The organism is Herbihabitans rhizosphaerae (genome assembly GCF_004216555.1).
Classification (GTDB): Bacteria; Actinomycetota; Actinomycetes; order Mycobacteriales; family Pseudonocardiaceae; genus Herbihabitans; species Herbihabitans rhizosphaerae.
The window spans coordinates 189100-214511 of record NZ_SGWQ01000008.1; the positions used below are offsets into that span (position 1 = coordinate 189100).

Genomic DNA, 25412 nt, shown 5'->3' on the forward strand with positions numbered 1-25412 from the left:
CGCGCGGGGTTAAGCGGTGGCGTGCCGGCGGGCCGGGTCGCTAGCCTCGGCCTCGTGTTGATCTGGTCGCCGCCGAGACAGCGCTGGGCCGAGCTGGTCCCGATCGAGGAGGCGGCCGACGGGATGTTCGCCGAGCACGGGATCACGTTCCCGCCGGGCAACTTCCTCGACTTCGGGTCCACAGTGGACAGTGTGCTGGCGGACGGCGACCCGCCGGTCGGGTTCGCCGCACTCGGCCCGGTCGACGGCGGGACGCACCTGTACCAGCTCGCCGTGCACCCCGCGCACGGTCGCCGCGGTCACGGATCCGCCCTGCTGCGCGCGGTCGTCGCGAAGGCCTCCGACGGCGTCACGCTCACCACGTTCCGCGACGTCCCGTGGAACGCCCCCTGGTACGTGCGCGAAGGCTTCGAGGTGTACCAACCGGCGCCCGCGTCCGGGGTCGCGCTGATCCTGGAGCACGAGCGCGACGCCGGCCTGTTCGAGCTCGGCGCGCGCGTCGCCATGCGCCGACGGCCGCCGACCGGCGGCTGACGCGGCGCTCACCGCCGTGATAGTCGTGGTGTTCCGGCACGAACGAGAGGGGCGTCATGCCGCACGAGGGCGAGCCGTTTCGATTACCCGCCGACGAGTTCCGCGACCACCCGTACTCCCTCTACGTCCCGCTGCGCGAGGACGAACCGGTCCGCGAGGTGATCACGCCGACCGGTCTGCACGCGTGGCTGGTGACCCGCTACGACGACGTGCGCGCGCTGCTGTCGGACCCCCGGCTGACCAAGGACGCCGAGCACGGCCGGCGGGTGCTCGGCGTGCACGGCCCGGACACTCCCGAGGCGGCGCAGATCTCCACTCCCATGGCGGCGCACATGCTCAACACCGAGCCGCCCGACCACACCCGGCTGCGGCGCCTGGTGAACAAGGCGTTCGCCGCCCGTGACATCGAGCGGCTGCGGCCCAGGGTCGCCGAGATCACCGCCGAACTGCTGGACGCGATCGAGCCGGACGACGAGGTCGACCTGGTGGCGGCGCTCGCGTTTCCGTTGCCGATCAAGGTGATCAGCGAGCTGCTCGGCATTCCGGGGGAGGACGCCGCGAAGATCCACTCCTGGTCGGAGGACCTGGTCACCGGCTCCACCGACAAGGTTGCCAGCGCCGGCCCGCGGCTCGGCATGTACCTGTACGAGGTGATCGAGCGCAAACGCGTTGAGCCGGCCGACGACCTGCTGACCGCGTTGATCAAGGCGGAGGAGGACGGCGACCGGCTCAACGAGCTGGAGCTGATCTCGATGGCCGCGCTACTGCTGGTGGCCGGCTACGAGACCACGATCGGGCTGATCGGCAACGGCGTGCTCGCGCTGCTGCACCATCCCGAGCAGCTCGCCGCGCTGCGCGCCGATCCGTCGCTGCTGCCGGGCGCGGTCGAGGAACTGCTGCGCTACGACGGCCCGACCAACGTCACGCTGCGGTTCACCACCGAGCCGGTAACCGTTGGGGCGCACGAGATCCCGGCCGACTCGGTGGTGCTCGTGGCGCACGCGTCGGCGAACAGGGACGGCGAGCGGTTCGCCGAGCCGGACCGCCTGGACGTGACCCGCACGCCGGCCGGACACCTGACCTTCGGCCACGGCATCCACTACTGCGTCGGCGCGCCGCTGGCCAGGCTGGAGGGCGAGATCGCGATCGGGGCGCTGCTGGAGCGGTTCCCGAAGATCACGCTCGCCGCCGACCTCACGACGCTGCGATACCGGCCTGGCACGATCGTGCGAGCGTTGGAAACCTTGCCAGTGCGTCTAGGCCGCGTCTGACGAACCCATGGTCGCGGTCTTCGCGCCGAGGCGGTCCCTGACTGCGTTGTCGGACAAGGCAAGTACGGTCCAGTACGAGCCTTGCCCTCCGCCTTGTCAGGAACCGCCTCGATCACGAAGCCCATCGACCGAGGTTCATCAGACACGACCTGGGAGAGCGACCATGAAGCGGCTCGGACCGGAGCTCGTGCACGACACACACGAGGCACACCGCGCGCTGCGGGCCGACGGTGGCGTGCACGAGGTGGTCCTGCCCAACGGGCTGCGGTCGTGGATCGTCACCGGCTACGAGTTGGCGCGGGCGGTGCTGGCCGACGGGCGGCTGAGCAAGGACCGGGACCGCACGATCGAGCTGGTCCAGCGTCACCAGACGGACGGCGAGTCGACGGCACAGGCCCGCACACCGCTGTCGGCGCACATGCTCAACGCCGATCCGCCCGACCACACCCGGCTGCGCAAGCTGGTCGGCAAGGAGTTCACCACGCGCCGGATGGAGGGTCTTCGCGAGCGGGTTCGGGAGATCACCGGCGAGCTGCTGGACGACATGGACCGGCACGACGAGGTCGACCTGCTGCCCGCGTTCGCCTTCCCGCTGCCGATCACCGTGATCTGCGAGCTGCTCGGGGTGCCGCTGAGCGATCGCGAGACGTTCCGCGAATGGTCCACCACGCTGGTCTCGTCCGTCCCGCCGGCGCAGGTGCAGGAGGCGGCGGTCGCCATGGCGGGCTACTTCACCGAGCTGATCGCGCACAAGCGGGCCAACCCGGACGACGCGCTGCTCAGCGGGCTGGTGCGGGTCAGCGAGGACGGTGACCGGCTCAGCGAGGGCGAGCTGGTGTCGATGATGTTCCTGCTGCTCGTCGCCGGCCACGAGACGACGGTGAACCTGATCGGCAACGGCGTGCTCGCGCTGCTGCGCCACCCCGATCAGTTCGCCGCGCTGCGTGCCGATCCGTCGCTGCTGCCGGGCGCGGTCGAGGAGCTGCTGCGCTACGACAGCCCGGTGAACCTGACCACGCTGCGGTACACCACCGAGCCGATCACCCTCGAGGGCCAACGGATTCCGGCCGACGATCTGGTTGTCGTCGCGCTCACCTCGGCGAACCGGGACGCCGATCGCTTCGCCGAGGCCGACCGGCTGGACGTGACCCGCGCCGCCGCCGGGCACCTCGCCTTCGGCCACGGCATCCACCACTGCGTCGGCGCGCCGCTGGCCAGGATGGAGGGCGAGATCGCGATCGGGGCGTTGCTGGAGCGGTTCCCGAAGATCACGCTGGCCGCCGAGCCGGACGAGTTGCGCCGGCGCGCCAGCTCGCTGATGCACGGTCTTGAGGCGCTTCCGGTCCGTTTGCGATGAACGGTCGTTAACATACTGCGGTGGACCACGACGAGCTGATCAAGCTGGACCGCGCGCACGTGTGGCACCCGTACGGCCCGATGCCGGGCACGGCCGACCCGCTGGTGGTCGAATCCGCCTCCGGGGTGCGGCTGCGGCTGGCCGACGGGCGCGAGCTGGTGGACGGCATGTCCTCGTGGTGGGCGGCGATCCACGGCTACCGGCACCCGGTGCTCGACGCGGCGCTGGTCGAGCAGGCCGGCCGGATGAGCCACGTGATGTTCGGCGGGCTCACTCACGAGCCGGCCGTCGCGCTGGCCACCCGGCTGGTGGACATCACGCCGGCCGGCCTGGAGCACGTGTTCCTGTCCGACAGCGGCTCGGTGGCCGTGGAGGTCGCCGTGAAGATGTGCCTGCAGTACTGGAAGTCGCTGGGGCGCGGGGCGAAGCGGCGCCTGCTCACCTGGCGCGGCGGCTACCACGGTGACACCTTCCACCCGATGAGCGTGTGTGACCCGGACGGCGGGATGCACAGTCTCTGGAGGGGCGTGCTGCCGGACCAGATCTTCGCGCCCGAGCCGCCGGCCGGGTTCGGCGCCGGCGTCGAACCGTCCTATGTGGACACTCTGGCGCGGCTGATCGAGGAGAACGCCGACGAGTTGGCAGCGGTGATCGTCGAGCCGGTGGTGCAGGGCGCCGGCGGCATGCGCTTCCACGATCCGCGGTACCTGCACGTGTTGCGCGAACTGTGTTACGCCAACGACGTGCTGCTGATCTTCGACGAGATCGCCACCGGGTTCGGGCGCAGCGGCGCGCTGTTCGCCGCCGAGCACGCCAACGTGGTGCCGGACGTGATGTGCCTCGGCAAGGCGCTCACCGGCGGGTACCTGTCCATGGCCGCCACACTGTGCACCTCGACGGTGGCCGACGGGATCTCGCGCGGCGAGCTGCCGGTGCTCGCGCACGGTCCGACGTTCATGGGCAACCCGCTCGCCGCGAGCGTGGCGCGCGCGTCGATCGATCTGCTGCTGCGCGGCGACTGGCAGGCCGACGTGCGGCGGATCGAGACCGGGCTCGGCGACGGGCTGGCCCCCGCCCGCGACCTGCCCGGCGTGCGCGACGTGCGGGTGCTCGGTGCGATCGGCGTGATCCAGCTCGACCACGAAGTGGACATGGCGGCCGCCTCCCGCGCGGCGATCGACGCCGGCGTGTGGCTGCGCCCGTTCCGCGACATGGTCTACGCGATGCCGCCCTACGTGTGCACCGATGCCGATGTCGCCGCGATCGCCGCGGCCATGGTTTCGGCGGCCGCGATCGCCTGATCCGGGTACGAGTGCCGAAGTTCACCCGAATTGGTGTGATCGCGGCCACTGTCACCGCTGACGTCGCACGCGGTGACGAGCGCACCTCGGCCGACGCGATCGGGTGAGATTCGACTCACACTCCGGCGGCCAAGATCATGTATCAACAGGTTAACGGTGGCGACGCTCTGTGAAGAGTGAATCAGGGTCTCGTTACTCGCCGACCCTCCGCGCCCTTTTCCGGTTTCCTGGTGTCAACGGCCGCCGGCGTCGCCGGCTTCGAATCCGTTCCACCCCCGCGTAACGCAATGAGTTCACGGAGGCGCGAATGACACCGTCACCCGCTAAGGAGTACCGAGTCCCACCCGGCGAGAGGAGCCGGTGGCAGGCGGCCATCAAGAAGGCGGGGGAGAACCTCCGCTACGACCTACCCGCCTCGTTAGTGGTGTTCCTGGTCGCGGTGCCACTGTCGCTGGGGATCGCGCTCGCCTCCGGCGCACCGATCGTCGCCGGTCTGATCGCCGCCGTCGTCGGGGGAGTGGTCGCCGGAGCGCTCGGCGGCTCGCCGATGCAGGTCAGCGGACCGGCCGCGGGCCTGACCGTGATCATGGCCGAGACGATCAACCACTTCGGCTGGGCGACCACCTGCGCGATCACCCTGTGCGCCGGCGCGCTGCAGGTGGTGCTGGGCCTCAGCCGGATCGCCCGCGCGGCACTGGCCATCTCGCCGGCCATCGTGCACGGCATGCTCGCCGGCATCGGGATCACGATCGTGCTGGCCCAGCTGCACATCGTGCTCGGCGGCAGCGCGCAGAGCTCACCGATCGCCAACATCAAGGACCTGCCCGGCCAGATCGTCGACCACCACGGGCCGGCCACGCTGATCGGGCTGATCACGATCGCGATCCTGCTGCTGTGGCCCAAGCTGCCGGCCGTGGTGCGCAAGGTGCCCGGCCCGCTCGTCGCGGTGCTCGCGGTCACCCTGCTCGCCATGGCCACCGGGATAACCCTGGACAGGGTCGAGGTGTCGGCCAACCTGTTGGACATCACGTTCGTGCCGGTCTTCCCGGACCAGGACTGGGTCGGCTTCGGCATGGCCGTGCTGACCATCGGGCTCGTCGCCAGCGTGGAGAGCCTGCTGTCCGCGATCGCCGTGGACAAGATGCACACGGGCAAGCGGGCCAACCTGGACCGGGAGCTGATCGGCCAGGGCGTGGCGAACATGGCCTCCGGCAGTCTCGGCGGTCTTCCGGTCACCGGCGTGATCGTGCGCAGCTCGACCAACGTCCAGTCCGGCGCGCGCACCAGGGCGTCGGCGATCCTGCACGGGCTGTGGATCTTCCTGTTCGTGGCGGTGCTCGCCGGGGTGCTGCACAACATTCCGCTCGCCGCACTCGCCGGTCTGCTCGTGCACGTCGGCGCGAAGCTGGTGGACATCGGCCACATCAAGGAGGTCGTGCGGCACGGCGACCTGGCCATCTACCTGATCACGCTGGTCGGGGTGATCGCGATCGACCTGCTCACCGGCGTGCTGATCGGGATCGGCGCGGCCGCCGTGCTGATCCTGCGGCGGCTGCTGTGGTCGGGCATCCACGCCGAGCGGGACGGCGACCAGTGGCGGGTGGTGATCGAGGGCGCGCTCGCCTCACTGTCCATCCCGCGGCTGACCCGGGTGCTCGGCGGAATCCCGGCCGGCGCGACCGTGACGCTGGAGCTGGTCGTGGACTATCTCGACCACGCGGCGTTCGACAAGCTCTCGGCCTGGCAGCACGCGCACGAGCGGACCGGCGGCACGGTGATCGTGGACGAGATCGGCCACCCGTGGTTCGAGCGCGGCAAGGCCGGCGAGCCCATCGTCCGCAAGTCCGACGCGCAGCGGGTGCTGCCGCGCTGGTTCGCCCCGTGGTCGGAGTGGCAGCAGGCGCACGAGCCCGACGGGCCCGACGGTCCCGGCGATGGGCTCGCGTTGCCCGCGCCACGGTCCGGTCAGCCGCCGATCCACCTCGGCATGATCGAGTTCCAGCGGCGGACCTCCCACCTGGTGAAGCCGACACTGAGCCGGCTGGCCGATTCGCAGGCACCGCAGGCGCTGTTCATCACCTGCGGCGACGCGCGGATCGTGCCGAACATCATCACCACCAGCGGGCCGGGCGACCTGTTCACCGTGCGCAACATCGGCAACCTGGTGCCGGAGCACGCCGCGGTCGAGGACGCGTCGATCGGCGCCGCGGTGGAGTTCGCCGTCGGTGTGCTGAAGGTGCGCCAGGTGGTGGTGTGCGGGCACTCGTCGTGCGGCGCGATGAAGGCGCTGCTGTCCGGTGTGCCGGACGACTCGCCGGCGCTGCGGTCGTGGCTGCGGCACGCCGAGCCCAGCCTGGAGCGGGCCAGGACACACCCGCCGGTCGGCATCGACGGCACGCCGCCGGAGTCGGAGGCGGACCGGCTCGCGCTGCACAACGTGCTGCAACAGCTCGACCGGCTGCGCGGCTACCCGGCCGTCGAACGGGCCGAGGCGCTCGGCGAGCTGGAGCTGGTCGGCACGTACTTCGACGTCGGGGCGGCCGAGGTGCACCTGTACGACCCGGCGACCGGCGAGTTCCGGGCCGCCGGGACGACGATCGACCCGCTGGGCCGGGCCGTGGCTGGATAGTTGAGTCAGCCGGCGAGGTGACGCACCCGGTCCCACCCGGGATCGGGTGTCACCTCGACGGTCACCTCGCCCTGGTCCCAGCCGGCGCACGCGGCGCGCAACTGCTCCGCGGCCGGCGTCCACGAGTCCACGTACACGTGCAGCCGGCGCACGCCCCCCGCCGTCTCGTGCGCCAGCATCCGGCCGGATTCGCCGAGCAGGCCGGTGACGTGCTCCTCCAGCGACCGCAGGTTCGACCGCGACCCGGGCCCCGGCAGGCCGCTCGAGTCGACGTCGGTGAACGGCAGGGTCACCAGCACGTGCGCGTCCAGGTGTGGCAGCCGCATCGGTCGCAGCGGCAGCTCGGCCATGGCCAGCACCGGATCACCCTGCGGCGTGCGCCCTTCGAGGACCGTCCAGTAGCCGTCGCCCTTCGCGTCGGTCTTGCCCGCGACGAACCGGCGCACCAGCTCCGGCAGTGACGGCAGCGGGACGGCACCGGCGGGCGCGTTCGGCAGCGGGTCGACCCGCCCGATCCAGGTCTCCACCGCCTGCTCGCCGATCGCCGCGTCCAGCAGCAGGAACACCGCGGTCATCCGCTGCCGGTCTGTCATGGCGGCGAACGCCGGGTGGTGCAGCGCCAGATGCAGGCACGCGCGCGGGTTGTCCGGCTCGGCCGCGACGAGCACCTCGGCGGCCGCGACCCGAGGCCCGTGCTCCAGGGCGATCACCGTCTCGCCGACGTCGCGCGCGGGTGGCCGGGCGTCCAGGTACTCCCAGATGGCGTCGGCGGCGGGGGCGCGGCGCCGCCACCGCCGCGCGATCGCCCGCGCCTGGGGCCGGCCGGCGGCGGTGACCACCAGCGCGTGCTGGGCGCCGCCGACACCGGGTGTCAGCTCCCAGTCGAGCTCCGGCGAGATGGCGGCCACCCTCGGGCCGAGCGACTGCACGATCGGCTGCGGCTTGCCCCGTTGGATCGCCGCCGCCGTCTCGGCCGCCCCCACCTGCGTCCACCACGCCCAGAACATGTCCAGCGGATCCCCGGTCGCGATCACCGGTACGGGCTCGTGACCGCGCTTTCGGAAGATCCCCATGGCCGCATCCTGCCCGAAGACACCCGGTGTCGGGGCGATACCGGTAGCCTCCGGCGCTGTGGAAGCAGAGGACGGGAACGACAAGTGGATCACGGGCTGCGGCGCGTTCCTGTTGCTTTTCGCGGCGTCCCAAGGCATCGCGGGGTTCGCCGACCACCCGTTGCTCGGCGCGATCGTGCTCGCGCCGGTCGTGCTGGCCATCGCCGTGTGCGTCTTCGGCGTGGTGCGCGACCGCACCCCGGGCGAGATCGGCGGCGGCATCGGCCGTGACGGCGTGCTGTTCATGCTGGGCGTCGGCGCGGCCAGTCTGGTGCTCACGCTGACCGTGTTCCAGTCCGCCGAGGTGAGCAGCCTCGGCGCGGTGCAACAGCGGCACGGTGTGCTGACCGTCGAGCAGTGCGACGACCCCGCGCCGTTCGGCTGGCGGGGCATCGGCGGCCAGGACAGCTGTGTCGGCCAGGTGCGTTGGGACGGCGGCAAAATCGAGCGGGTCACCGCCGCACCCGGCGAGTTGAGCTATTCGGACCTGCGCCGCCCGGTCGCGGTGGTGGAGGAGCGCGGCGCGCTCGGCGGCTCCTCGGTCGTGCGCGACGACGGCCACGCGTGGGCACTGGTCGGCCTGCCCGCGACGATCGTCCTCGGACTGGTCGCCCTGTTCCTTCTGACCACCATGCCGTTGGTGCTGATGTTCCCCGCACTCGGCGCGGGGTGGCGCAACCGGAGCAGGCGCAAGTCCGTGCTCAGCGCGGAAACCCTGATGCGGCGCGCGGAAACCGACTCCGCCTCCGACGCCGAGGAGGAACCGGATCGCGAGGAGACAGATCCCGGCGAGAAGAAGGCGTGGGACCGCGAGTACAAGCTCAAGCGGCGCAGGGAGAAGCTGGACCCGGCCGCGCCCAGTGCCGCGCCGTCCTGGGTGATCACCGGCGAGCTGCGCCGGCTGTGGTTCGCCGGCGGGCTGCTCGTGGCCGGCGGTCTCGCCACGCTGACGCTGGCCAAGTCGCAGCAGACCATGGTCGGCGTGAGCGTGACCATGGACGTCGTCGGCGCGCTGATCGTGCTGACCGCGTTCGTCAAGACCGGCCACAGGCGCAAGGACGCCGCGCGCATCATCGAGCACGGTCCCGACCTGGTCGACGCGCTGGACGCGGCGCGCGAACGGGCCCGCGCGCCCCGGCCCGGCGGTCGGGCGATCGTGGCCGCGCTGCTGATGATCTCCGGCGCGCCGCTGCTGGTGCCGCTCTATGACGTGATCAGCCTCAAGGCGACGATCGACGCGGTCGCGCTGGCCGCGATCGCGCCGGTCTGTCTCATCGGCGCTGGGGTGGCGATGCTGATGGCCAGTGACGACGACGACCGGAGTTGGCGCACCAGCCTGTGCCGTCAGCGCGGACTCGCCCTGCCGGAGTGCCCGTCCGACCTTCGCGCGGCGCTCAACGAGCGGGAGCGAGCCGTTCTGGACGGCGGGTCGACCAGCACCGTCTAACCTGACCACCCGTGGCCGTAATCGTGATCACCGGAACGAATACCGGTGTCGGCAAGACGATCGTGACCGCGGCGCTCGCGGCGCTGACCCGGGCGGGTGGGCGGCGGGTCGCCGTGCTCAAGCCCGCGCAGACCGGCGTGGCGCCCGGCGAGGAGGGTGACCTCGACGTCGTGCGGCGGCTCGCGGACGGCGTCACCACCCGCGAGCTGCGCCGCTATCCGGAGCCGCTGGCCCCCGACACGGCCGCTCGCCGCGCGGGCCTGCCGCCGGTGCGGCCGGCCGACGTGGCCGCCGCGGCCGGTGAGCTGTCCTCCGACCACGACCTGGTGCTGATCGAGGGCGCCGGCGGGCTGCTGGTCCGGTTCGACGACGCGGGCGGCACGCTGGCCGACGTCGCGTGGTCGCTCGGCGCACCCGTGCTGGTCGTGGCGCAGGCCGGCCTCGGCACCCTGAACGCCACCGCATTGACCACGGAGTCGTTGCGGCACAGGGGGATCAGCTGTGCCGGTGTGGTGGTCGGGTCGTGGCCGAGGGAGCCGGACCTCGCCAGCAGGTGCAACCTGGCCGACCTGCCGACGGTGGCGGGCGCACCATTGGCGGGCGCGCTGCCCGAGGACGCCGGCAAGCTGGACGCGGCCGAATTCCTCGACGCGGCCCGGCGCGGGCTCGCCCCGGGATTCGGCGGCACGTTCGACCCGGCGGAGTTCTCGAGGAGCGCTGGAGCGTGACGCACGTCGCGCCCGAATCGCGGCATGATTCGTGCAAACTGACCCGGATAGTCGTCGGATAGGAGGACCACCGTGACGGCAGCCGCCGAGATCGAGTCGAGCCCCGAGACCGGTGAGGACATCCTCGCCGTGGCCAGGCGGCAGGTGCTCGAACGAGGAGCCGGCCTGTCCGAGGAGCAGATCCTCGCCGTGCTGCGGCTCCACGACGACCGGCTCGAGGAGCTGCTGTCGCTGGCGCACGAGGTGCGCATGAAGTGGTGCGGGCCGGAGGTCGAGGTCGAGGGCATCATCAGCCTGAAGACCGGCGGCTGTCCCGAGGACTGTCACTTCTGTTCGCAGTCCGGACGGTTCCCGACACCGGTGCGCTCGGCGTGGCTGGACATCCCCGGCCTGGTGCGTTCCGCGCGGGAGACGGCCGAGACCGGCGCGACCGAGTTCTGCATCGTGGCCGCGGTGCGTGGCCCGGACACGCGGCTGCTGTCCCAGGTGCGGGACGGGATCAAGGCCATCCGCGAAGACGGCAACGACATCAACATCGCCTGCTCGCTCGGCATGCTCACCCAGGAGCAGGTGGACGAGCTGGTCGCGATGGGCGTGCACCGCTACAACCACAACCTGGAGACCGCGAAATCGCACTTCTCCAACGTGGTCACCACGCACACCTGGGAGGAGCGCTGGGAGACCCTGCGCATGGTGGGCGAGGCCGGCATGGAGGTGTGCTGCGGCGGGATCATCGGCATGGGGGAGAGCGTCGAGCAGCGCGCCGAGTTCGCCGCCCAGCTCGCCGATCTCGGCCCGGACGAGTGCACGATGAACTTCCTCATCCCGCAGCCCGGCACGCCGTACGAGAACTACGAGATCGTGGAGGGCAAGGACGCGCTGCGCACGATCGCGGCGTTCCGGCTGGCCCTGCCGACCGCGATCGTGCGGTTCTCCGGCGGGCGCGAGTTGACCTTCGGCGACCTGGGCACCCGGCAGGGCATGCTCGGCGGGATCAACGCGATCATCGTCGGCAACTACCTGACCAATCTCGGCCGCGCGCCCAGCGCCGACCTGGACATGCTGGACGAACTCAAGATGCCGATCAAGGCGCTCTCGGACACCTTGTAGGAGACCGTGACCACGACCTTCTGCGTCCACTGTGGACAACCGGCGGACGTAGCGCACCCGGCGTGCGCCAGTCCGCGCGCGGCGCTGGATCCCCCTCGGTACTGCGCGGTGTGCGCGCGCCGGATGGTCGTGCAGGTGACGCCGACCGGGTGGACCGCGCGGTGCAGCCGGCACGGCGAGCAGACCTCCTCGGACACGGTGGCCGCGGCGGACTAGGCTGCTCCGAGTGTCCGCGACATCAGGCCAGGAGCAGGCGCCGTATCCGGCGGAGGCGCCGTACGAGCGGCTCTATCACCTGTGGGAGCCGCCCCGCGCCAAGGTCGTGGTCAAGCGCGATCTGATCCCCGCGGTGAGCGTGCTGTCCTTCGTCGCGCTGCTGGGGATGGCGATCGGGTGGCTGTGGTCGCGGCTGGCGCCCGGCGTGCGGCTGCGGGTGCGCGAGGACGGGCTGCTGGTTCCGCTGCAGGCGGAGAGCTACCACCGGTTCGACGATCTCGTGCTGCTGACCCTGTTCGCACTGGCCGCCGGTGTGGTGACCGGTGTGGCCGTGTGGTTCATGCGGGAGCGCCGCGGCCCGGTGATCATGATCGCGGCGGTGCTCGGCGGAGCGGTGGCCGCGTGGCTGGCGGTGACCACGGGCGTGTCGTTCGCCGAGGGCCGCTTCGCCGTCGACGCGCCGCCGAAGATCGGCGACATCGTGACGCAGGCGCCGCGGATCGAGTCCTACTGGCCGATCGTCGCGTGGCCGATGACCACCGCGCTCGCCTACGGGCTCCTCGCCGCGTGGAACGGCCGCGACGACCTGGGCCGCCGCCTCGGGTGATCGCGGGCTTGTCGTAGCTCAGCGATCGGTGTGGCGGCTTCGGCCGTAGGCACGCATGAACGTCGCCACGGCTCGGTCGGCGATGACGGCGAGGTCCGCGGCCGGAAAGGTGGTCCGGCCGAGCAGCATCGCCTCGTTGATCGGTGCGGCCATGACCAGCCAGTTGAATTCCGAAGCCGCGGCCGGCGGGTCGTCCAGGTGCAACCGGCCCTCTCGGGCGAGTTCGGCGAACCTGGCCGCGAGTCCGTTCATCGTGCGACCCGGGCCCTGGTCGAAGAAGGCCTGCCCGAGCTCGGGGAACCGGAACGCTTCGGCGATGACCAACCGGCGCAGCGCCAGTACCCGGGGCTGGAGTACGGCAGTGAGCTGCCGCACGGCGAGTTCGTTCAGATCCGCGGCCAGGTCACCCTCGGAGCCGAGCTGTTCGATCTCGGCGGAAACCGGGTCGGCGACCGTGTCGACGGCCGCACGGACCATGGCGACGAAGAGGCGCTCCTTGTCACCGAAGTGCTGATAGACGGTTTGCTTGGAGACCTCCGCGGCACGCGCGATCGCGTCCATGCTCGTCCCGAGGAAGCCGTTGTCCAGGAACACTTTTGTGGCCGCCTCGAGAATCGCGGCCTGCTTCCGGGCCGGGCGATCCGGCCCGGTGGCGACGGGGTGTTGATCGAGCACGAGGCCAAAGGTACCTTCACTCGTGCCGATAGAACTAGACCGTCCAGTCCAGTCGCGTCAGGAGTCGACCATGCCCGCTCTGCTGCCTTCGCCACGGCTGCTCACCGACGGCCTGACCATGGTCGAGTCCGGACGCTGGCACGAGGGCCGGCTGTGGTTCGCCCATTGGGCCAGCGGTGAGGTGATCGCGGTCGACATGGAGGGCCGGAGTGAGGTGGTCGGGCCGGGCCGGGCCGCGACACGATGGGCTGGTCGATCGCCTGGCTGCCCGACGGCCGGTTGCTGGTCTCCGGCGAGGAGCTGACCCGGGTGGAGCCGGACGGCTCAGCGGTGCGGCACAGCCCGCAGGGCGGTAACGAGCTCGTCGTCGACCCGGCCGGCCACGTCTACGTCAACGGCGCCGACTTCGATTTCCTCGGCGGCGGTGCACCCGAACCCGGGTGGATTCGCCTGATCGAACCGGACGGCACCGCTCGGGACGTTGCCGGCGACATCGATTTCCCCAACGGGATGGTGGTCACTCCCGACGGCTCGACGCTGGTCGTCGCGGAGTCCTTCGCCGGCCGGTTGTCGGCCTTCGACATCGCCGCCGACGGCTCGTTGTCGGGCCGTCGCACGTGGGCGGAGGGGCTGGGGCCGGACGGCATCTGTATCGACCCCGACGGCGGCATCTGGTGCCAGACCGCTGACACGCACGCGCACACCGGGAGCGGTCCCGCCGGAGCAGTGGTCCGGGTGCTCGACGGCGGTGAGATCACCCATCGTGTCGAGACCGACCTGCCCTGCTTCTCGTGCGCACTCGGCGGGCCGGAGGGCCGACACCTTTTCCTCCTGTGCAACGAGTTCGAGGGCATCGACCAGCTCGAGTCGGTCCTCGCCCGTCGCAGCGCCCGAATCTACGTAACCGAGGTGCCGTGAAGGTCAGTTCGGGCTGAGCTGGGTGCGGAACTCGGCCGGCGGCGCGGGGACGGCGCGCAGCGTGGAGATGATGCGCGCCTCGCGGTTGAGCACCCGACTGGCCATCCGCAGCCGGTGCAGCGGACGTGTCTCCTCGAGCAGTGCCTGCCGATCGTCCACGGTCAGCAGCGCGTCCGCGGCGATCAGATGTCCGAGATCGGAAAGCGACGTGTCCTCGGCCGGCGTGGTCCAGTCCTGTGGCTCCCAGGCGGCCGTGCAATACCGGCGGTGCGCCGCGCGGGCCGAGTCGGCCAGCAGCGTCACCGTGTCGGGCGAGACCGTCGGCATCGGCGCGTCCGGCACCCAGTCGATCTCGCCGACCAGATAGGGCGCACGCGTCGTGTGCAGCGCGCGCAGCCGGAACCGCCGCTCGCCGGTGGTCACGATGTCGTAGCGCCCGTCAGGCAGCCGCTTGGCCTGCCGTAACAGGGTGGCGCACCCGATCTCGTAGAGCTGTCCGAGTTCGGTGACCTCGACGGTGGGCGAGGGCCGCAGCGCGATCACGCCGAACCGCCGGTCGGGCACCTTCTCGGTGATCAGGTCCACGGTCAGCTCGCGGTAGCGCGGCTCGAACACGTGCAGCGGAAGGTGTGCACTGGGCAGCAGCACGCTGTGCAAGGGAAACAGCGGCAGCCACTCGGTCACCCGGTCAACGCTACGGCCTCGCGGGCCGTGTCGCTCACCGAGATGGGGGACGGAAGACCGCGAACGGGTCGGTCACCTGCATGCCGCGGCACGTGAACCGGTACAGCGCGGCCGGCCGCCCGCCGGCGCGTCCCGGGCGCGATGTCTCGCCGGTCGCCTCGAGCAGGCCGCGCCGGGAGAGCACCCGTTGCAGGTTGGTCGCCGACACGCGATAGCCGAGTGTGGCGGAGTAGATGCCGCGCAGCGCCGACACGGTGAACTCCGGCGGCGCGAGCGCGAATCCGATGTTGGTGTACGACAGCTTGGCGCGCAGCCGGTCCCGCGCGCGCAGCACGATCGCGTGATGGTCGAACGCGGTCTCCGGCAGCGTGTCGACCGGGTGCCACGCGGTGTCCGACGGCAGCGCGGGGTCGTTGTCGGACGGCACCAGCCCGAGGAACGCGGTGGCGATCGTGCGCGGGCCCGGCACCCGGTCCGGCGCGCTGAACACGGCCAGTTGTTCGACGTGCGCGAGCTGCCGGACGTCGACCTTCTCGGCGAGTTGGCGGCGGATCGAGTCCTCGACCGACTCGTCGCCGCCGAGCCGGCCGCCGGGCAGTGACCATCGGTGCGCGTGCGGTTCCATGCCGCGTTCCCAGAGCAGGACCCGCAGTGATCCCGCTCGCACTTGCAGCACCGCGGCCAGGACTTCGTGTGCCAGTTGGGGGTGTGCGGTGCTACGATTTGGCATGTTTTCGATTCTAAGGCGAAAACCTCGGAATTGGAAATCGGACACCCGAGGAGGAGTGCGATGACGGCGACAGTGGACCTCACCCCGTACAGCGGCGTCGATCCGGACGCGTCGTGGGCCGAGGAGATTCGCGCGCTGGCCAAGGAGCGCGACGCCGTTCTGCTCGCGCACAACTATCAGCTTCCGGAGATCCAGGACATCGCCGACCACACCGGCGATTCCCTTGCCCTGTCCCGGATCGCGGCCGAGAGCGACGCCTCGACGATCGTGTTCTGCGGCGTGCACTTCATGGCCGAGACGGCCAAGATCCTCGGTCCGGAGAAGACCGTGCTGATCCCGGACGTGCGGGCCGGGTGCTCGCTGGCCGACTCGATCACCGGCGCGGACCTGCGCGCGTGGAAGGCCGAGCACCCCGGCGCGGTGGTGGTCTCCTACGTGAACACCACCGCCGAGGTGAAGGCGGAGACCGACATCTGCTGCACCTCGTCCAACGCGGTCGACGTGGTCCGCTCGATCCCCGCCGACCAGGACGTGCTGTTCGCGCCGGACCAGTTCCTCGGCGCGCACGTGAAGCGCGAGACCGGACGGGAGAACCTGTACATCTGGGCCGGCGAGTGCCACGTGCACGCCGGTATCAACGGCCCGGAGCTCGCCGAGCGGGCGGCGGCCAATCCGGACGCGGACCTGTTCATCCACCCGGAGTGCGGCTGCGCGACGTCGGCGCTGTACCTGGCGGGCGAGGGCACGGTGCCGGCGGACAAGGTGAAGATCCTGTCCACCGGGGACATGGTGACCCAGGCGCGCTCGACCAAGGCGCGGTCGGTGCTGGTGGCCACCGAGATCGGCATGCTGCACCAGTTGCGCCGGGCCGCTCCGGAGATCGAGTTCAAGGCGGTGAACGATCGCGCGTCCTGCCGCTACATGAAGATGATCACTCCGGCGGCGCTGCTGCGGTCGCTGCGCGAGGGGCGCGACGAGGTGCACGTGGACCCGGAGATCGCGGCCCGGGCGCGCGGCGCGGTGCGGCGGATGATCGAGATCGGCAAGCCGGGCGGTGGGGAGTGACCGCCCGCTGGGCCGCCGGTGCCGACCTCGTGGTGGTCGGCACCGGTGTGGCCGGGCTGTCGGCCGCGTTGCGGGCACGCGAGTTGGGACTGCGCACGCTGGTGGTGACCAAGGGCGCGGCCAACGACGGCAACACCCGGTGGGCGCAGGGCGGCGTGGCCGTCGTGCTGCCCAGTGAGGACGCTGCGCGCGACTCCGCTGACTCGGTGGCCGCGCACGCGGCGGACACGGTGACCGCGGGCGCCGGCCTGTGCGACGAGGCCGCGGTCGAGGAGATCATCGCGGGCGGGCCGGCGGCGATCACCGCGTTGCGCGGGTTGGGCGCGCGATTCGACGCCGCCGAGGACGGCCGGCTGGCCCGCACCCGGGAAGGCGGGCACACCGCGTTCCGGGTGATCCACGCCGGCGGTGACGCGACCGGCGCCGAGGTGGAGCGCGCGCTGCTGGCCTCGGCCCGCGACGGCGCGATCCCGATGCTGGAGCACCACGTCGCGGTGGACACCGCGCGCACCGCGTCCGGCGCGGTGGTCGGCCTGCTTCTGTTGGACCACAACGGGATTCCCGGTGTGGTGCACGCGCCGGCCGTGCTGCTGGCGACCGGCGGATCGGGCCAGCTCTACCAGGCCACGACCAACCCGGACGTGGCCACGGCGGACGGGCTGTCGGTCGCGCTGCGGGCCGGCGCGACCGCCGCGGACGTGGAGTTCGTGCAGTTCCACCCGACCGTGCTGTACACCGGCGCGGGTGCGCGCGGCCGGTGCCCGCTGGTCACCGAGGCGGTGCGCGGCGAGGGCGCGATCCTGCTGGACGCGACCGGCGCGCGGGTGATGGCGGGGGTGCACCCGCTGGAGGACCTGGCGCCCCGGGACGTGGTGTCCGCGGCGATCACCGCACGGATGACGCAGGCGCCGGGCGGCGTGGACGACCACGTGTACCTGGACGCGACTCGACTGTCCACTGTGGACTTCAAGCGGCGCTTCCCGACGGTGTACGCCGCGTGTGCCGAGGTGGGGGTGGACCCGCTGGTCGACCCGATCCCGGTCGCGCCGGCCGCGCATTTTCACTGCGGCGGCGTCGTGTCCACTGTGGACGGTCGAACCGGTGTGACCGGCCTGTACGCGGCCGGCGAGGTGGCCCGCACCGGGCTGCACGGCGCGAACCGCCTCGCCTCCAACAGCCTGCTCGAAGGCCTGGTGGTAGGCGCGCGGGCGGCGGACGCGGTCGCGGCTGATCTCGCCGCCGGCCTGCTGGCCACGCCGTGCACGGCGCCCGGCCCGGCGATCCCGGTCGCCCCGATCGCCGACCGGGACACGCTGCAGCGGGTGATGAGCCGCTACGCCGCGATCGGGCGGGACGCCGAGGGGCTGGCCGTGGTCGGCTCCGTCCTCGATGTGTCCACTGTGGACCGTCCGCTGGACTCGCGGCAGGCGGTGGAGGACGCCGCGCTGACGCTGGCCGCGCGAGCGGTGATCGCCTCGGCCGCCCGGCGCACGGAGTCGCGCGGCTGCCAGGTGCGCACCGACTTCCCGGAGCGGGACGAGCAGTGGCGACACAGTCTGGTGGTGCGGCTGAACCCGTCCGGCCAGCCGGTGCTCGCAGCACCACTGGAACTGCGAGGTGCCGCGTGACCCTCTCCGCCGCGACCGTCGGCGCGCTGGATTCCGCCGGCATCGACCTGGGCGACGTGCGGCGCGTGGTCACCGCGGCACTCGAGGAGGACCTGCGCTACGGGCCGGACGCCACGACGGCGGCCACCGTGCCGGAACACGCGATCGCGTTCGCGGACATCACGCCGCGCGCGGCCGGCACGCTGGCCGGCGTTCCCGTGGCGCTGGCCGTATTCGACTCGGTGATCGGCCAGGGCGGCTACGAGATCATCGAACGCGCGGCGGACGGCTCCACGCTCGAACCCGGCGAGCCGGCGATCAAGCTGCGCGGGCCGGTGCGCGGGCTGCTGACCGCCGAGCGGACGGCGCTGAACCTGCTGTGTCACCTGTCCGGGGTGGCCACCACGACCGCCGCCTGGGTGCGTGCGATCGATGGAACCCGTTGCGCGGTAAGGGATTCCCGCAAGACACTGCCCGGGCTGCGACTGCTGCAGAAGTACGCGGTGCGTTGTGGCGGCGGGGTGAACCACCGGCTCGGGCTGGGCGACGCGGTGCTGATCAAGGACAACCACGTGGCCGCGGCCGGCTCGGTGCGCAAGGCACTCGCCGCCGCCCGCGCGCACGCGCCAGACCTGCCGTGCGAGGTCGAGGTGGACAATCTCGACCAGCTCGACGAGGCGCTGGACGAGCGGGCCGAGCTGGTGCTGCTGGACAACTTCACCGTCGAGTGGTGCCGCGAGGCGGTGCGGCGGGTCGCGGCACGAGGGGCGTCCACAAGGCTGGAGGCGTCCGGCGGGCTGACCCTGGACGTGGCGCGCGCCTATGCCGAGACCGGCGTCGCCTATCTCGCCGTCGGCGGGCTCACCCACTCCTCGCCCGCACTGGATCTGGGGCTGGATCTTCGCTGATCGCGCTCGACTGGGCCATAGTGGACGGCATGGCCACGATCGATGTCGAGCGCACTGGTACCAGTCCGAGTCTGCCGGACGGTCCGAAGCTGCCGAAGGCCGTGCAGACCTTGCTGTTCATGACGGCGCGGCACAAGTTCGTGCCGCGCTGGCGGCAGCGCTACGGCGAGGCGTTCACCATCAGGCTGTCCTTCGGCGGCGGGCGGAACGTGGTGATCATCAGCAGGCCGGAGCACATTCGCGAGGTGTTCGCCGGCGCGCCGGAGGGCTTCCACGCCGGCGAGAGCAATCGCGTACTCGCCCCGGTGATGGGGGAGCACTCGGTGTTGATCCAGGACGGCGAGGACCACAAGCGCAGTCGCAAGCGGCTGATGCCGGCGTTCAACGGCGCGGCGCTGCGCGGGTACGGCGAGATGATGACCACGCTCGCCGAGAAGTGCGCCGACGTGCTGCCGGTCGGCCGCCCGTTCGAGATGCACCGGCAGATGAACGACGTGACGCTGGAGATCATTCTGCGGGTGGTGTTCGGCATGACCGACGAGCACCGGCTGGCCGAGCTGCGACCGACGATCCGCCGCCTGGTGAACATCGGCCCGGTGGCGGTCTTCGGCTGGGCGTCCCCGCGGCTGCGCCGGTACTGGCCGTGGAAGCGCAACCAGGGCGACCTGAACGCCGCGGATGCCTTGATATACAAGGAGATCGCGGCTCGTCGCACGGTCGATGACCTGGCCGAGCGCACCGACGTGCTGTCCCGCCTGTTGGTCGCCGATCCGGACATGGCCGACATCGAGCTGCGCGATCACATGATGACGCTGCTGCTGGCCGGGCACGAGACCACGGCGACCGCGCTGGCCTGGTCGTTCCACGAGCTGGCGCGCAATCCGGACGTGTTGCGCCGCGCTCAGCAGGCGGCCGACACCGGCGACGAGGAGTACCTGTCCGCGGTGGCCAAGGAGGCGATGCGGCTGCGGCCGGTGGTGCTCGCGGTGGGGCGCAAGCTGACCGAGGACACCACGGTCGCCGGGATGCGGCTGCCCAGCGGCACGGTGATCTCGCCGAGCATCGCGCTGGTGCACGCCGACGACACGCTGCACCCCGCACCCGGCGACTTCCAGCCGGAACGGTTCATCGGCCACGGCCCTGAGGCCGGCACCTGGATCCCGTTCGGCGGCGGCGTGCGCCGGTGCATCGGCGCGAGCTTCTCGGTGCAGGAGGCGGCGGCCGTGCTCCAGGCGGTACTCAGCCGGTACGACGTGCGGCCGGATCGCGAGCGCCCGGAGCCCGGCAAGATGCGCAACATCACGATGGTGCCCACGCGCGGCGCCAGGGTGATCCTGACTCCACGCTAAAGGCGGCGGTTCGCCAGTACCGGAATCGCTTGGCGCGCCTGCTCCACGACGTCCGCGTCCAGGTCCACCACAAGCAGTTCCGGTGCGCTGCCGGCGGCCGACCGTACGGTGCCGTACGGGTCGACCACGGCGCTGTGGCCGATCCCGGTCGGTGCCTTCGAGTTGGGCGTCTCGGCCGGTTCGGCCTGCCCGCACGCGAGCACCCAGCAGGTCGAGTCCAGCGCGCGGGCGCGCACCAGCAGCTCCCACTGCTCGCGCTTGCCCGGCCCGGTGCCCCAGGACGCGGGCAGCACGATCACCGAGGCGCCCCGGTCGGCCAGCCGCGTGAACAGCTCGGGAAAGCGCACGTCGTAACAGGTGGCCACGCCGACCACGGTGTCATCGACCGGCACGGTCACCAACTCATCGCCGGGCGCGACCGTGCGAGACTCGGCGAACCCGAACGCGTCGAACAGGTGGATCTTGTCGTAGCCGGTGTGCGTGCCCGGCCCAGTGATCAACAGCGTGTTGCGCACCCGCCCGTCCGGCGACGGCGTGAACATGCCGGCCACCACCAGCACGCCGTGCTCCTCGGCGATGCCGCGCACCGCGGTCGCCCACGGGCCGTCCAGCGGCTCGGCGAGCGGCGCCAGCGCGGTGCCGAAGCAGGCCATGGTCGCCTCCGGGAACACCACCAGTCGCGCACCGGCCGCCGCGGCCGACCGGACACCGTCGGTGATCAGCTCCAGGTTGTCCCTCGGCGACGGGGTCGACGTGATCTGGCACAGGGCCGCGCGCACCGGCGTACCTCCCACGACTTTGTCGAAATAGGTCTACTTCGCAGTATGGACTCCTCTAGTGTCGCCGTTGTGATCGGAAAGCCGAGGGGAATTCGTGCCGGGGTGCCGGCTGCCCTCGTGCTGGCGCTCGCCGCGTGCACCGGCGCGCCGACGCCGACGGCCTCCGGTGACACCGACGGCAGCACGATCGTGATCGCGGTGGCCGAGGAGCCGGCGAGCCTGAACCCGCTGGCCGGGTACGCCCCGCACGGCGCCGGCAAGATCTACGACGCACTGCTGGAACACCGCGCCGACCTGGCCCTGCGGCCGCAGCTCGCCGCCGACATGCCCCGCCCGTCGGCCGACGGGCGCTCCTGGACGGTGGCCCTGCGCAAGGGCGTGAGCTTCTCCAACGGATCGGCCTTCGACGCCAACGACGTGGTGGCGACCTACAACGCGCTGCTCGATCCGGCGTACGCCTCACCGCTGCGGCCCCGGTTCGCCATGCTCGCCGGCGTGCGCGCGGTCGACGCCAGCACCGTGCGGTTCGACCTGAACACGCCGTACGCGCCGTTCCCCGGACTGCTCGTGGTCGGCGTGCTGCCCAGTGAGGCGCTGGCCGAGCGGACGCCGGTCGCCTCGATGCCGCCGCCGGTCGGCACCGGCCCGTTCAAGGTGGCCGAGTGGCAGCGTGGCGAGCGCCTCGTCCTCGACGCCAATCCGTCCTATGTGGACGGTCCGCCGCCGATCAAGAAGGTCACCGTGGAGTTCGTCCGCGACGACCAGATGCGCGCCCAGCGCCTGCGCGACGGGAAGGTGGACGGCGTCGCGCTGCCGCCCTCGCTCGCCCGCTCCTACGGCGACACGACCGGGTTCGAGTCGGTGGCGCAGCGCAGCGGCGAGGTGCGCTCGATCGCGATGCCGTCGGCCAACCCGGTCACCGCCGACCCGGCGATCAGGCTCGCGCTGAACCTGGCGGTGGACCGCAAGGCGCTGGTGACCGGCCCGCTGAACGGCCAGGGCGGCGAGGCGCACACCCCGGTGCCCGAGGTGCTCGCCGAGTTCGTGGAGCCGTCCGCGACCTTCACCCGCGACCTGACCTCCGCGCGCCGCAAGCTCGACGACGTGGGCTGGCGGCTCGGCGAGAGCGGAATCCGGGTCCGCGACGGTGTCACCGCCGCGTTCACCCTGGCGCACGCCACCGGCGACGTGCTCGCCGCGGAGTTGGCCACGGCGTTCGCCGCCGACGCCGCCACCATCGGCGTTCGGGTGACCGTGCGCCCGGTCAGCGCCACCCAGTTCGCCGCGCGCGCCGACGCGGACGCCACCGTGATCGCGACCGGCGACCCGTTCGACCTCGACCCGTGGCTGTTCCCCTTGCTGCACGGCCGATCCGCCGATTCGACCGTGGACACCTCGCTGCAGGTCGCCCGCGCGGCCAACGATCCGGCGCAGCGCGCGGCCGCGTACCGCAAGCTGCAGCGGGCGTACGTGAACACGCCGAGCATGGTCACACTGGTGGCGCCGAGGCACTCCTACGTGCTGCGCCAGAACTGGACCGGCTACCAGCCCGTGGTCGACGCGTCCACGCAGGATCTGACTTGGGGCCCGTGGTGGAACCTGCACCGGTGGCAGCCGCGCTAAGTTGACTGTGTGATCGATCTGCACGCGGTTCGCCGCGACACTCCGGCCTGCTACCGGCAGGTGTTCCTGGACAGCGCCGGCTCGTCTCTGCCGCCCGTCGGTGTGCTCGATGAGGTGATCGGGCACCTGCACCGGGAGGCCGAGATCGGCGGGTACCGCGCGGCGAACGAGCGGCTCGACGACCTGGAGGCCGGCTACGGCGTGTTCGCCGAGCTGCTCGGCTGCGAGCCGGACGAGGTGGCGTTCACCGACAGCGCGACCCGGTCCTGGCTGTCCGCGTTCGACGCGGTGCCGCTGGCCGAGGGCGACCGCGTTCTGGTGACCGAGGCGGAGTACCACAGCAACGCCATCGCACTGCTCCGCCGGGCCGCCGATACGGGTGCCACCGTCGAGCCGGTGCCGTCGGATTCCGTTGGGGCGCTTGACGTCCAGGCTCTGCGCGAGATGCTCGACGAGCGGGTGAAGCTGGTGTCGCTGGTGCACGTGCCGACCAACGGCGGGCTGGTGAACCCGGTGCTTGAGGTCGCGGCGGCGGCGCACGAGGTCGGCGCGCTGGTGCTGCTCGACGCGTGCCAGTCGATCGGCCAGTTGCCCGTGCGCGCCGACGAGCTGGGTGTCGACATCATCAGCGGCACCGGTCGCAAGTGGCTGCGCGGACCGCGCGGCACCGGGATGCTCGTGGTGCGGCGGGCCGCGCTGGAGCGGCTGCACCCGAGAATGGTGGACGCGGGCACCTGGCACGCGCCGGACAAGATCAGCTTGCGGGACGACGCGCGGGTGTTCGAGCTGTGGGAGACCGGCGTGGCCGAGCGCCTTGGCCTGATCGCCGCGGCCCGGTACGCGCTGCGGCTCGGCGTGGACGCGATCGCCTCGGCGGTGACCGACCGTGCCGACCGGCTGCGCGCCGGGCTGTCCGGCGTGGACGGAGTGACCGTGCGGGACCTCGGCGAGCGGCGGTGCGGGATCGTGACGTTCACCGTGGACGGGGTGGACGCCGAGCACGTCCGGGACACGCTGGTGAGCAAGGGGATCACGGTCACGGTGAGCAGGCGAGGCTCCACGGTGCTCGACATGACCCGGCGCGGGCTGCACGAGGTGGTGCGCGCGTCGCCGCACTACTTCGTGGACGACGAGCAGCTCGACGCGTGTGTCGCCGAGGTGGCCGCTCTTCGATCCTGATCGAAGAAGGCAACGCGGTGCTCGGGTGGGGCGTACACGTTGTGCAGGCAATTCGTCGGGAGGAACGTATGAGGGCACGGATTCTGGTCGCGGTCGTGATCGCGGCCGCGGGTGTGACGGTCGGCGCGACCATGAGCTGGGCGGACGGCGGCGCGGCACCGGCGGTCGCGGGCGTCGTGTTCGGCGACACCAACGGCGACGGTGTGCGCGGTGCGGGGGAGACCGGAGTGGCGGGCATCGCCGTGCAGCTCAAGGACCTCAAGGGCGGCACGTACGCCGACGCGAAGACCGACGCGGAGGGCCGCTACTCGTTCGCGCCGCCGGTGCCGACGGCCGACTACAAGGTGAAGGTGTACGGCACCGACAAGCTCACGCTGACCCGCCCGGACGTCGGCGGTGATCCCACCGTGGACTCCGACATCGACTGGGTGACCGGGCTGAGCCCGATCCGGCATTGCACGGAGACCGCCTGCGACGGCGAGTCGGACGCGGGCCTGACCGAGCGGCGGGCGGACATCGCGATCGCCGCGGACCCCACGTCGGTGAACTTCCCCGCGCAGGGCGGCTCCGCCGTTACCAAGATCGTCTACACCAACCCGGGGACCGTGCCGAAGATCGGCGACTCGCTGAGCGTGGAGATCCCCGACGGCGTCACACTCACGCCGAAGCCGGCACCCGACTGGAAGTGCCACATCGACGACTTCCCGGCGCTGATCTGCAACACGGAGTCGGTGCTCGTGCCGGGCGCGGTGTCCATGCCGGTGGAGGTGACGGTGACGGCGAACAAGGCGCTGACCGCCGAACTGGAGTTCCGGATGAACGGGTTCTACCGCGATCCCACGGAGAACCCGGCGGACAACTTCGCCAAGCTCGCGATCACGGCGACACGCTGAATTGAACGACCTGGTGGCCCACCGGACCGTGCTGTCCGTGGTGGTCGGCTCGCGGGCATACGGACTCGCCACCTCTGAGTCCGATGTGGACAGACGAGGGGTGTACGTCGCGCCGACCGAGTCGTTCTGGCGCTTCGAGAAACCACCGTCCAGTGTGGAGGGACCGGAGCCGGAGCGGCTCAGCTGGGAGGTGGAGCACTTCTGTGGGCTCGCGCTGAAGGCGAACCCGACCGTGCTCGAGGTCCTCGTCTCACCGCTGATCGAGGTGTGCACGGACGTGGGTGCGGAACTGCGCACCCTCGCGCCGGCGTTCCTGTCCCGGCGGGCGGCGGTGACCTTCGAACGCGCGACGGCTCGACAGTTGGGCCGGGCCACGTCGGAGTCACGCGGCGAGCGGCGGCGCAAACAGCTGATGCACTCGATCCGTATGCTGATCATGGCGGAGTCACTGCTGCGCGACGGAAAGCTCGAGGTCGACATGGCCGGCCACCGGGAGGCTCTGCTCGCGGTGCGTTCCGGTGGCACCGACTGGCCGGACGCGATGGCCTGGGTCGACCGGCTGCGTGTGGAGATCGATACCGTCGCCTCCACCAGCCCGCTGCCCGAGGAGCCGGACACCGCCGCGGTCGAATACTGGCTGGCTTCGGTGCGGCGGCGCGACCTGCAGTCCTGAGTCACCAGGGGAGTTCC

Annotated in this window: 24 protein-coding genes; 19 read left to right on the top strand and 5 right to left on the bottom strand. The window is 71.5% G+C overall.

The features are described 5' to 3' along the window. Window positions 1-54: 54 nt before the first annotated feature. The 5 genes from EV193_RS23015 to EV193_RS23035 all read left to right on the top strand — a co-directional run bounded on the left by EV193_RS23015 (window position 55) and on the right by EV193_RS23035 (window position 7092). On the top strand, window positions 55-534 hold the full coding sequence (locus tag EV193_RS23015; RefSeq protein ID WP_242613591.1) for a GNAT family N-acetyltransferase: 480 nt from the start codon (window positions 55-57) through the stop codon (window positions 532-534). A gap of 56 nt (window positions 535-590) precedes the next feature. After that, window positions 591-1805, top strand: a complete 1215-nt coding sequence (locus EV193_RS23020; RefSeq protein ID WP_130346289.1) for a cytochrome P450 family protein — start codon at window positions 591-593, stop codon at window positions 1803-1805. Between the two features lie 163 nt (window positions 1806-1968). Beyond that, window positions 1969-3162 carry a cytochrome P450 family protein gene (locus EV193_RS23025; protein ID WP_130346290.1) on the top strand — a complete coding sequence of 398 codons (1194 nt, stop codon included), beginning with the start codon at window positions 1969-1971 and terminating at the stop codon, window positions 3160-3162. Between the two features lie 20 nt (window positions 3163-3182). Continuing rightward, window positions 3183-4463, top strand: coding sequence for an adenosylmethionine--8-amino-7-oxononanoate transaminase (locus tag EV193_RS23030; RefSeq protein WP_130346291.1), 1281 nt, complete (start codon window positions 3183-3185; stop codon window positions 4461-4463). Window positions 4464-4770: 307 nt separating this feature from the next. Beyond that, entirely contained in the window at window positions 4771-7092 is a 2322-nt protein-coding gene (locus EV193_RS23035; RefSeq protein WP_130346292.1) for a SulP family inorganic anion transporter, read from the top strand. Between the two features lie 5 nt (window positions 7093-7097). Here EV193_RS23035 and EV193_RS23040 read toward each other — a convergent pair whose 3' ends face one another. Continuing rightward, window positions 7098-8165, bottom strand: coding sequence for a DUF695 domain-containing protein (locus EV193_RS23040; protein ID WP_130346293.1), 1068 nt, complete (start codon window positions 8163-8165; stop codon window positions 7098-7100). A gap of 58 nt (window positions 8166-8223) precedes the next feature. On the opposite strand from EV193_RS23040, the gene EV193_RS23045 reads away from it, so the two are divergent. The 5 genes from EV193_RS23045 (at window position 8224) to EV193_RS23065 (ending at window position 12312) form a co-directional block, all read left to right on the top strand. Beyond that, on the top strand, window positions 8224-9651 hold the full coding sequence (locus EV193_RS23045) for a DUF6346 domain-containing protein (RefSeq protein ID WP_130346294.1): 1428 nt from the start codon (window positions 8224-8226) through the stop codon (window positions 9649-9651). 11 nt (window positions 9652-9662) lie between these two features. Continuing rightward, on the top strand, window positions 9663-10379 hold the full coding sequence (gene bioD / locus EV193_RS23050) for a dethiobiotin synthase (protein WP_130346295.1): 717 nt from the start codon (window positions 9663-9665) through the stop codon (window positions 10377-10379). Between the two features lie 90 nt (window positions 10380-10469). Further along, window positions 10470-11489 carry a biotin synthase BioB gene (bioB, locus tag EV193_RS23055; RefSeq protein WP_130346483.1) on the top strand — a complete coding sequence of 340 codons (1020 nt, stop codon included), beginning with the start codon at window positions 10470-10472 and terminating at the stop codon, window positions 11487-11489. Between the two features lie 6 nt (window positions 11490-11495). Beyond that, entirely contained in the window at window positions 11496-11705 is a 210-nt protein-coding gene (gene bsaP, locus EV193_RS23060) for a biotin synthase auxiliary protein BsaP (protein ID WP_130346296.1), read from the top strand. 10 nt (window positions 11706-11715) lie between these two features. Then, complete coding sequence (locus EV193_RS23065; protein ID WP_130346297.1) at window positions 11716-12312, top strand: DUF2567 domain-containing protein; 597 nt, start codon at window positions 11716-11718, stop codon at window positions 12310-12312. Between the two features lie 18 nt (window positions 12313-12330). Here EV193_RS23065 and EV193_RS23070 read toward each other — a convergent pair whose 3' ends face one another. Next, a complete protein-coding gene (locus tag EV193_RS23070) occupies window positions 12331-12987 on the bottom strand; it encodes a TetR/AcrR family transcriptional regulator (protein WP_207222760.1) in 657 nt (218 codons plus the stop codon). Between the two features lie 243 nt (window positions 12988-13230). Here EV193_RS23070 and EV193_RS23075 point away from each other — a divergent pair, with 243 nt between their 5' ends. After that, complete coding sequence (locus tag EV193_RS23075; protein ID WP_242613592.1) at window positions 13231-13905, top strand: SMP-30/gluconolactonase/LRE family protein; 675 nt, start codon at window positions 13231-13233, stop codon at window positions 13903-13905. A gap of 3 nt (window positions 13906-13908) precedes the next feature. Here the strand turns inward: EV193_RS23075 and EV193_RS23080 are convergent, their stop codons facing one another. Both EV193_RS23080 and EV193_RS23085 read right to left on the bottom strand, forming a co-directional pair. After that, window positions 13909-14589, bottom strand: coding sequence for an LON peptidase substrate-binding domain-containing protein (locus EV193_RS23080; protein ID WP_130346298.1), 681 nt, complete (start codon window positions 14587-14589; stop codon window positions 13909-13911). 34 nt (window positions 14590-14623) lie between these two features. Further along, the gene (locus EV193_RS23085; RefSeq protein ID WP_207222761.1) at window positions 14624-15319 is read right to left on the bottom strand and encodes an NUDIX hydrolase; all 696 of its coding nucleotides are present in this window, start codon (window positions 15317-15319) and stop codon (window positions 14624-14626) included. A 60-nt stretch (window positions 15320-15379) separates the two neighbouring features. On the opposite strand from EV193_RS23085, the gene nadA reads away from it, so the two are divergent. From nadA to EV193_RS23105, 4 genes are read left to right on the top strand one after another with little or no spacing between them, the layout of a single operon-like run. Then, window positions 15380-16384, top strand: coding sequence for a quinolinate synthase NadA (gene nadA, locus EV193_RS23090; protein WP_130346299.1), 1005 nt, complete (start codon window positions 15380-15382; stop codon window positions 16382-16384). Beyond that, window positions 16381-18012: an L-aspartate oxidase gene (locus tag EV193_RS23095; protein ID WP_130346300.1), complete on the top strand. Its 1632-nt coding sequence runs from the start codon at window positions 16381-16383 to the stop codon at window positions 18010-18012. Before nadA ends, EV193_RS23095 begins: the two co-directional genes overlap by 4 nt. Further along, window positions 18009-18899, top strand: a complete 891-nt coding sequence (gene nadC / locus EV193_RS23100; protein ID WP_130346301.1) for a carboxylating nicotinate-nucleotide diphosphorylase — start codon at window positions 18009-18011, stop codon at window positions 18897-18899. The genes EV193_RS23095 and nadC overlap by 4 nt, the downstream gene beginning before the upstream one ends. A gap of 29 nt (window positions 18900-18928) precedes the next feature. Further along, on the top strand, window positions 18929-20248 hold the full coding sequence (locus tag EV193_RS23105; RefSeq protein WP_130346302.1) for a cytochrome P450: 1320 nt from the start codon (window positions 18929-18931) through the stop codon (window positions 20246-20248). On the opposite strand, the gene EV193_RS23110 is transcribed toward EV193_RS23105, so the two are convergent. Further along, complete coding sequence (locus tag EV193_RS23110; RefSeq protein WP_130346303.1) at window positions 20245-21027, bottom strand: carbon-nitrogen hydrolase family protein; 783 nt, start codon at window positions 21025-21027, stop codon at window positions 20245-20247. The two genes, EV193_RS23105 and EV193_RS23110, sit on opposite strands and share 4 nt — an antisense overlap. Before the next feature lie 69 nt (window positions 21028-21096). Between EV193_RS23110 and EV193_RS23115 the strand changes: the two genes are divergently transcribed. The 4 genes from EV193_RS23115 to EV193_RS23130 all read left to right on the top strand — a co-directional run bounded on the left by EV193_RS23115 (window position 21097) and on the right by EV193_RS23130 (window position 25395). Next, window positions 21097-22650 carry an ABC transporter substrate-binding protein gene (locus EV193_RS23115; RefSeq protein ID WP_242613593.1) on the top strand — a complete coding sequence of 518 codons (1554 nt, stop codon included), beginning with the start codon at window positions 21097-21099 and terminating at the stop codon, window positions 22648-22650. Between the two features lie 9 nt (window positions 22651-22659). Further along, window positions 22660-23829, top strand: coding sequence for an aminotransferase class V-fold PLP-dependent enzyme (locus EV193_RS23120; protein WP_130346305.1), 1170 nt, complete (start codon window positions 22660-22662; stop codon window positions 23827-23829). Between the two features lie 68 nt (window positions 23830-23897). Then, window positions 23898-24722: an SdrD B-like domain-containing protein gene (locus EV193_RS23125; RefSeq protein ID WP_130346306.1), complete on the top strand. Its 825-nt coding sequence runs from the start codon at window positions 23898-23900 to the stop codon at window positions 24720-24722. A gap of 1 nt (window position 24723) precedes the next feature. Next, entirely contained in the window at window positions 24724-25395 is a 672-nt protein-coding gene (locus EV193_RS23130) for a nucleotidyltransferase domain-containing protein (RefSeq protein ID WP_130346307.1), read from the top strand. Window positions 25396-25412: the final 17 nt, after the last annotated feature.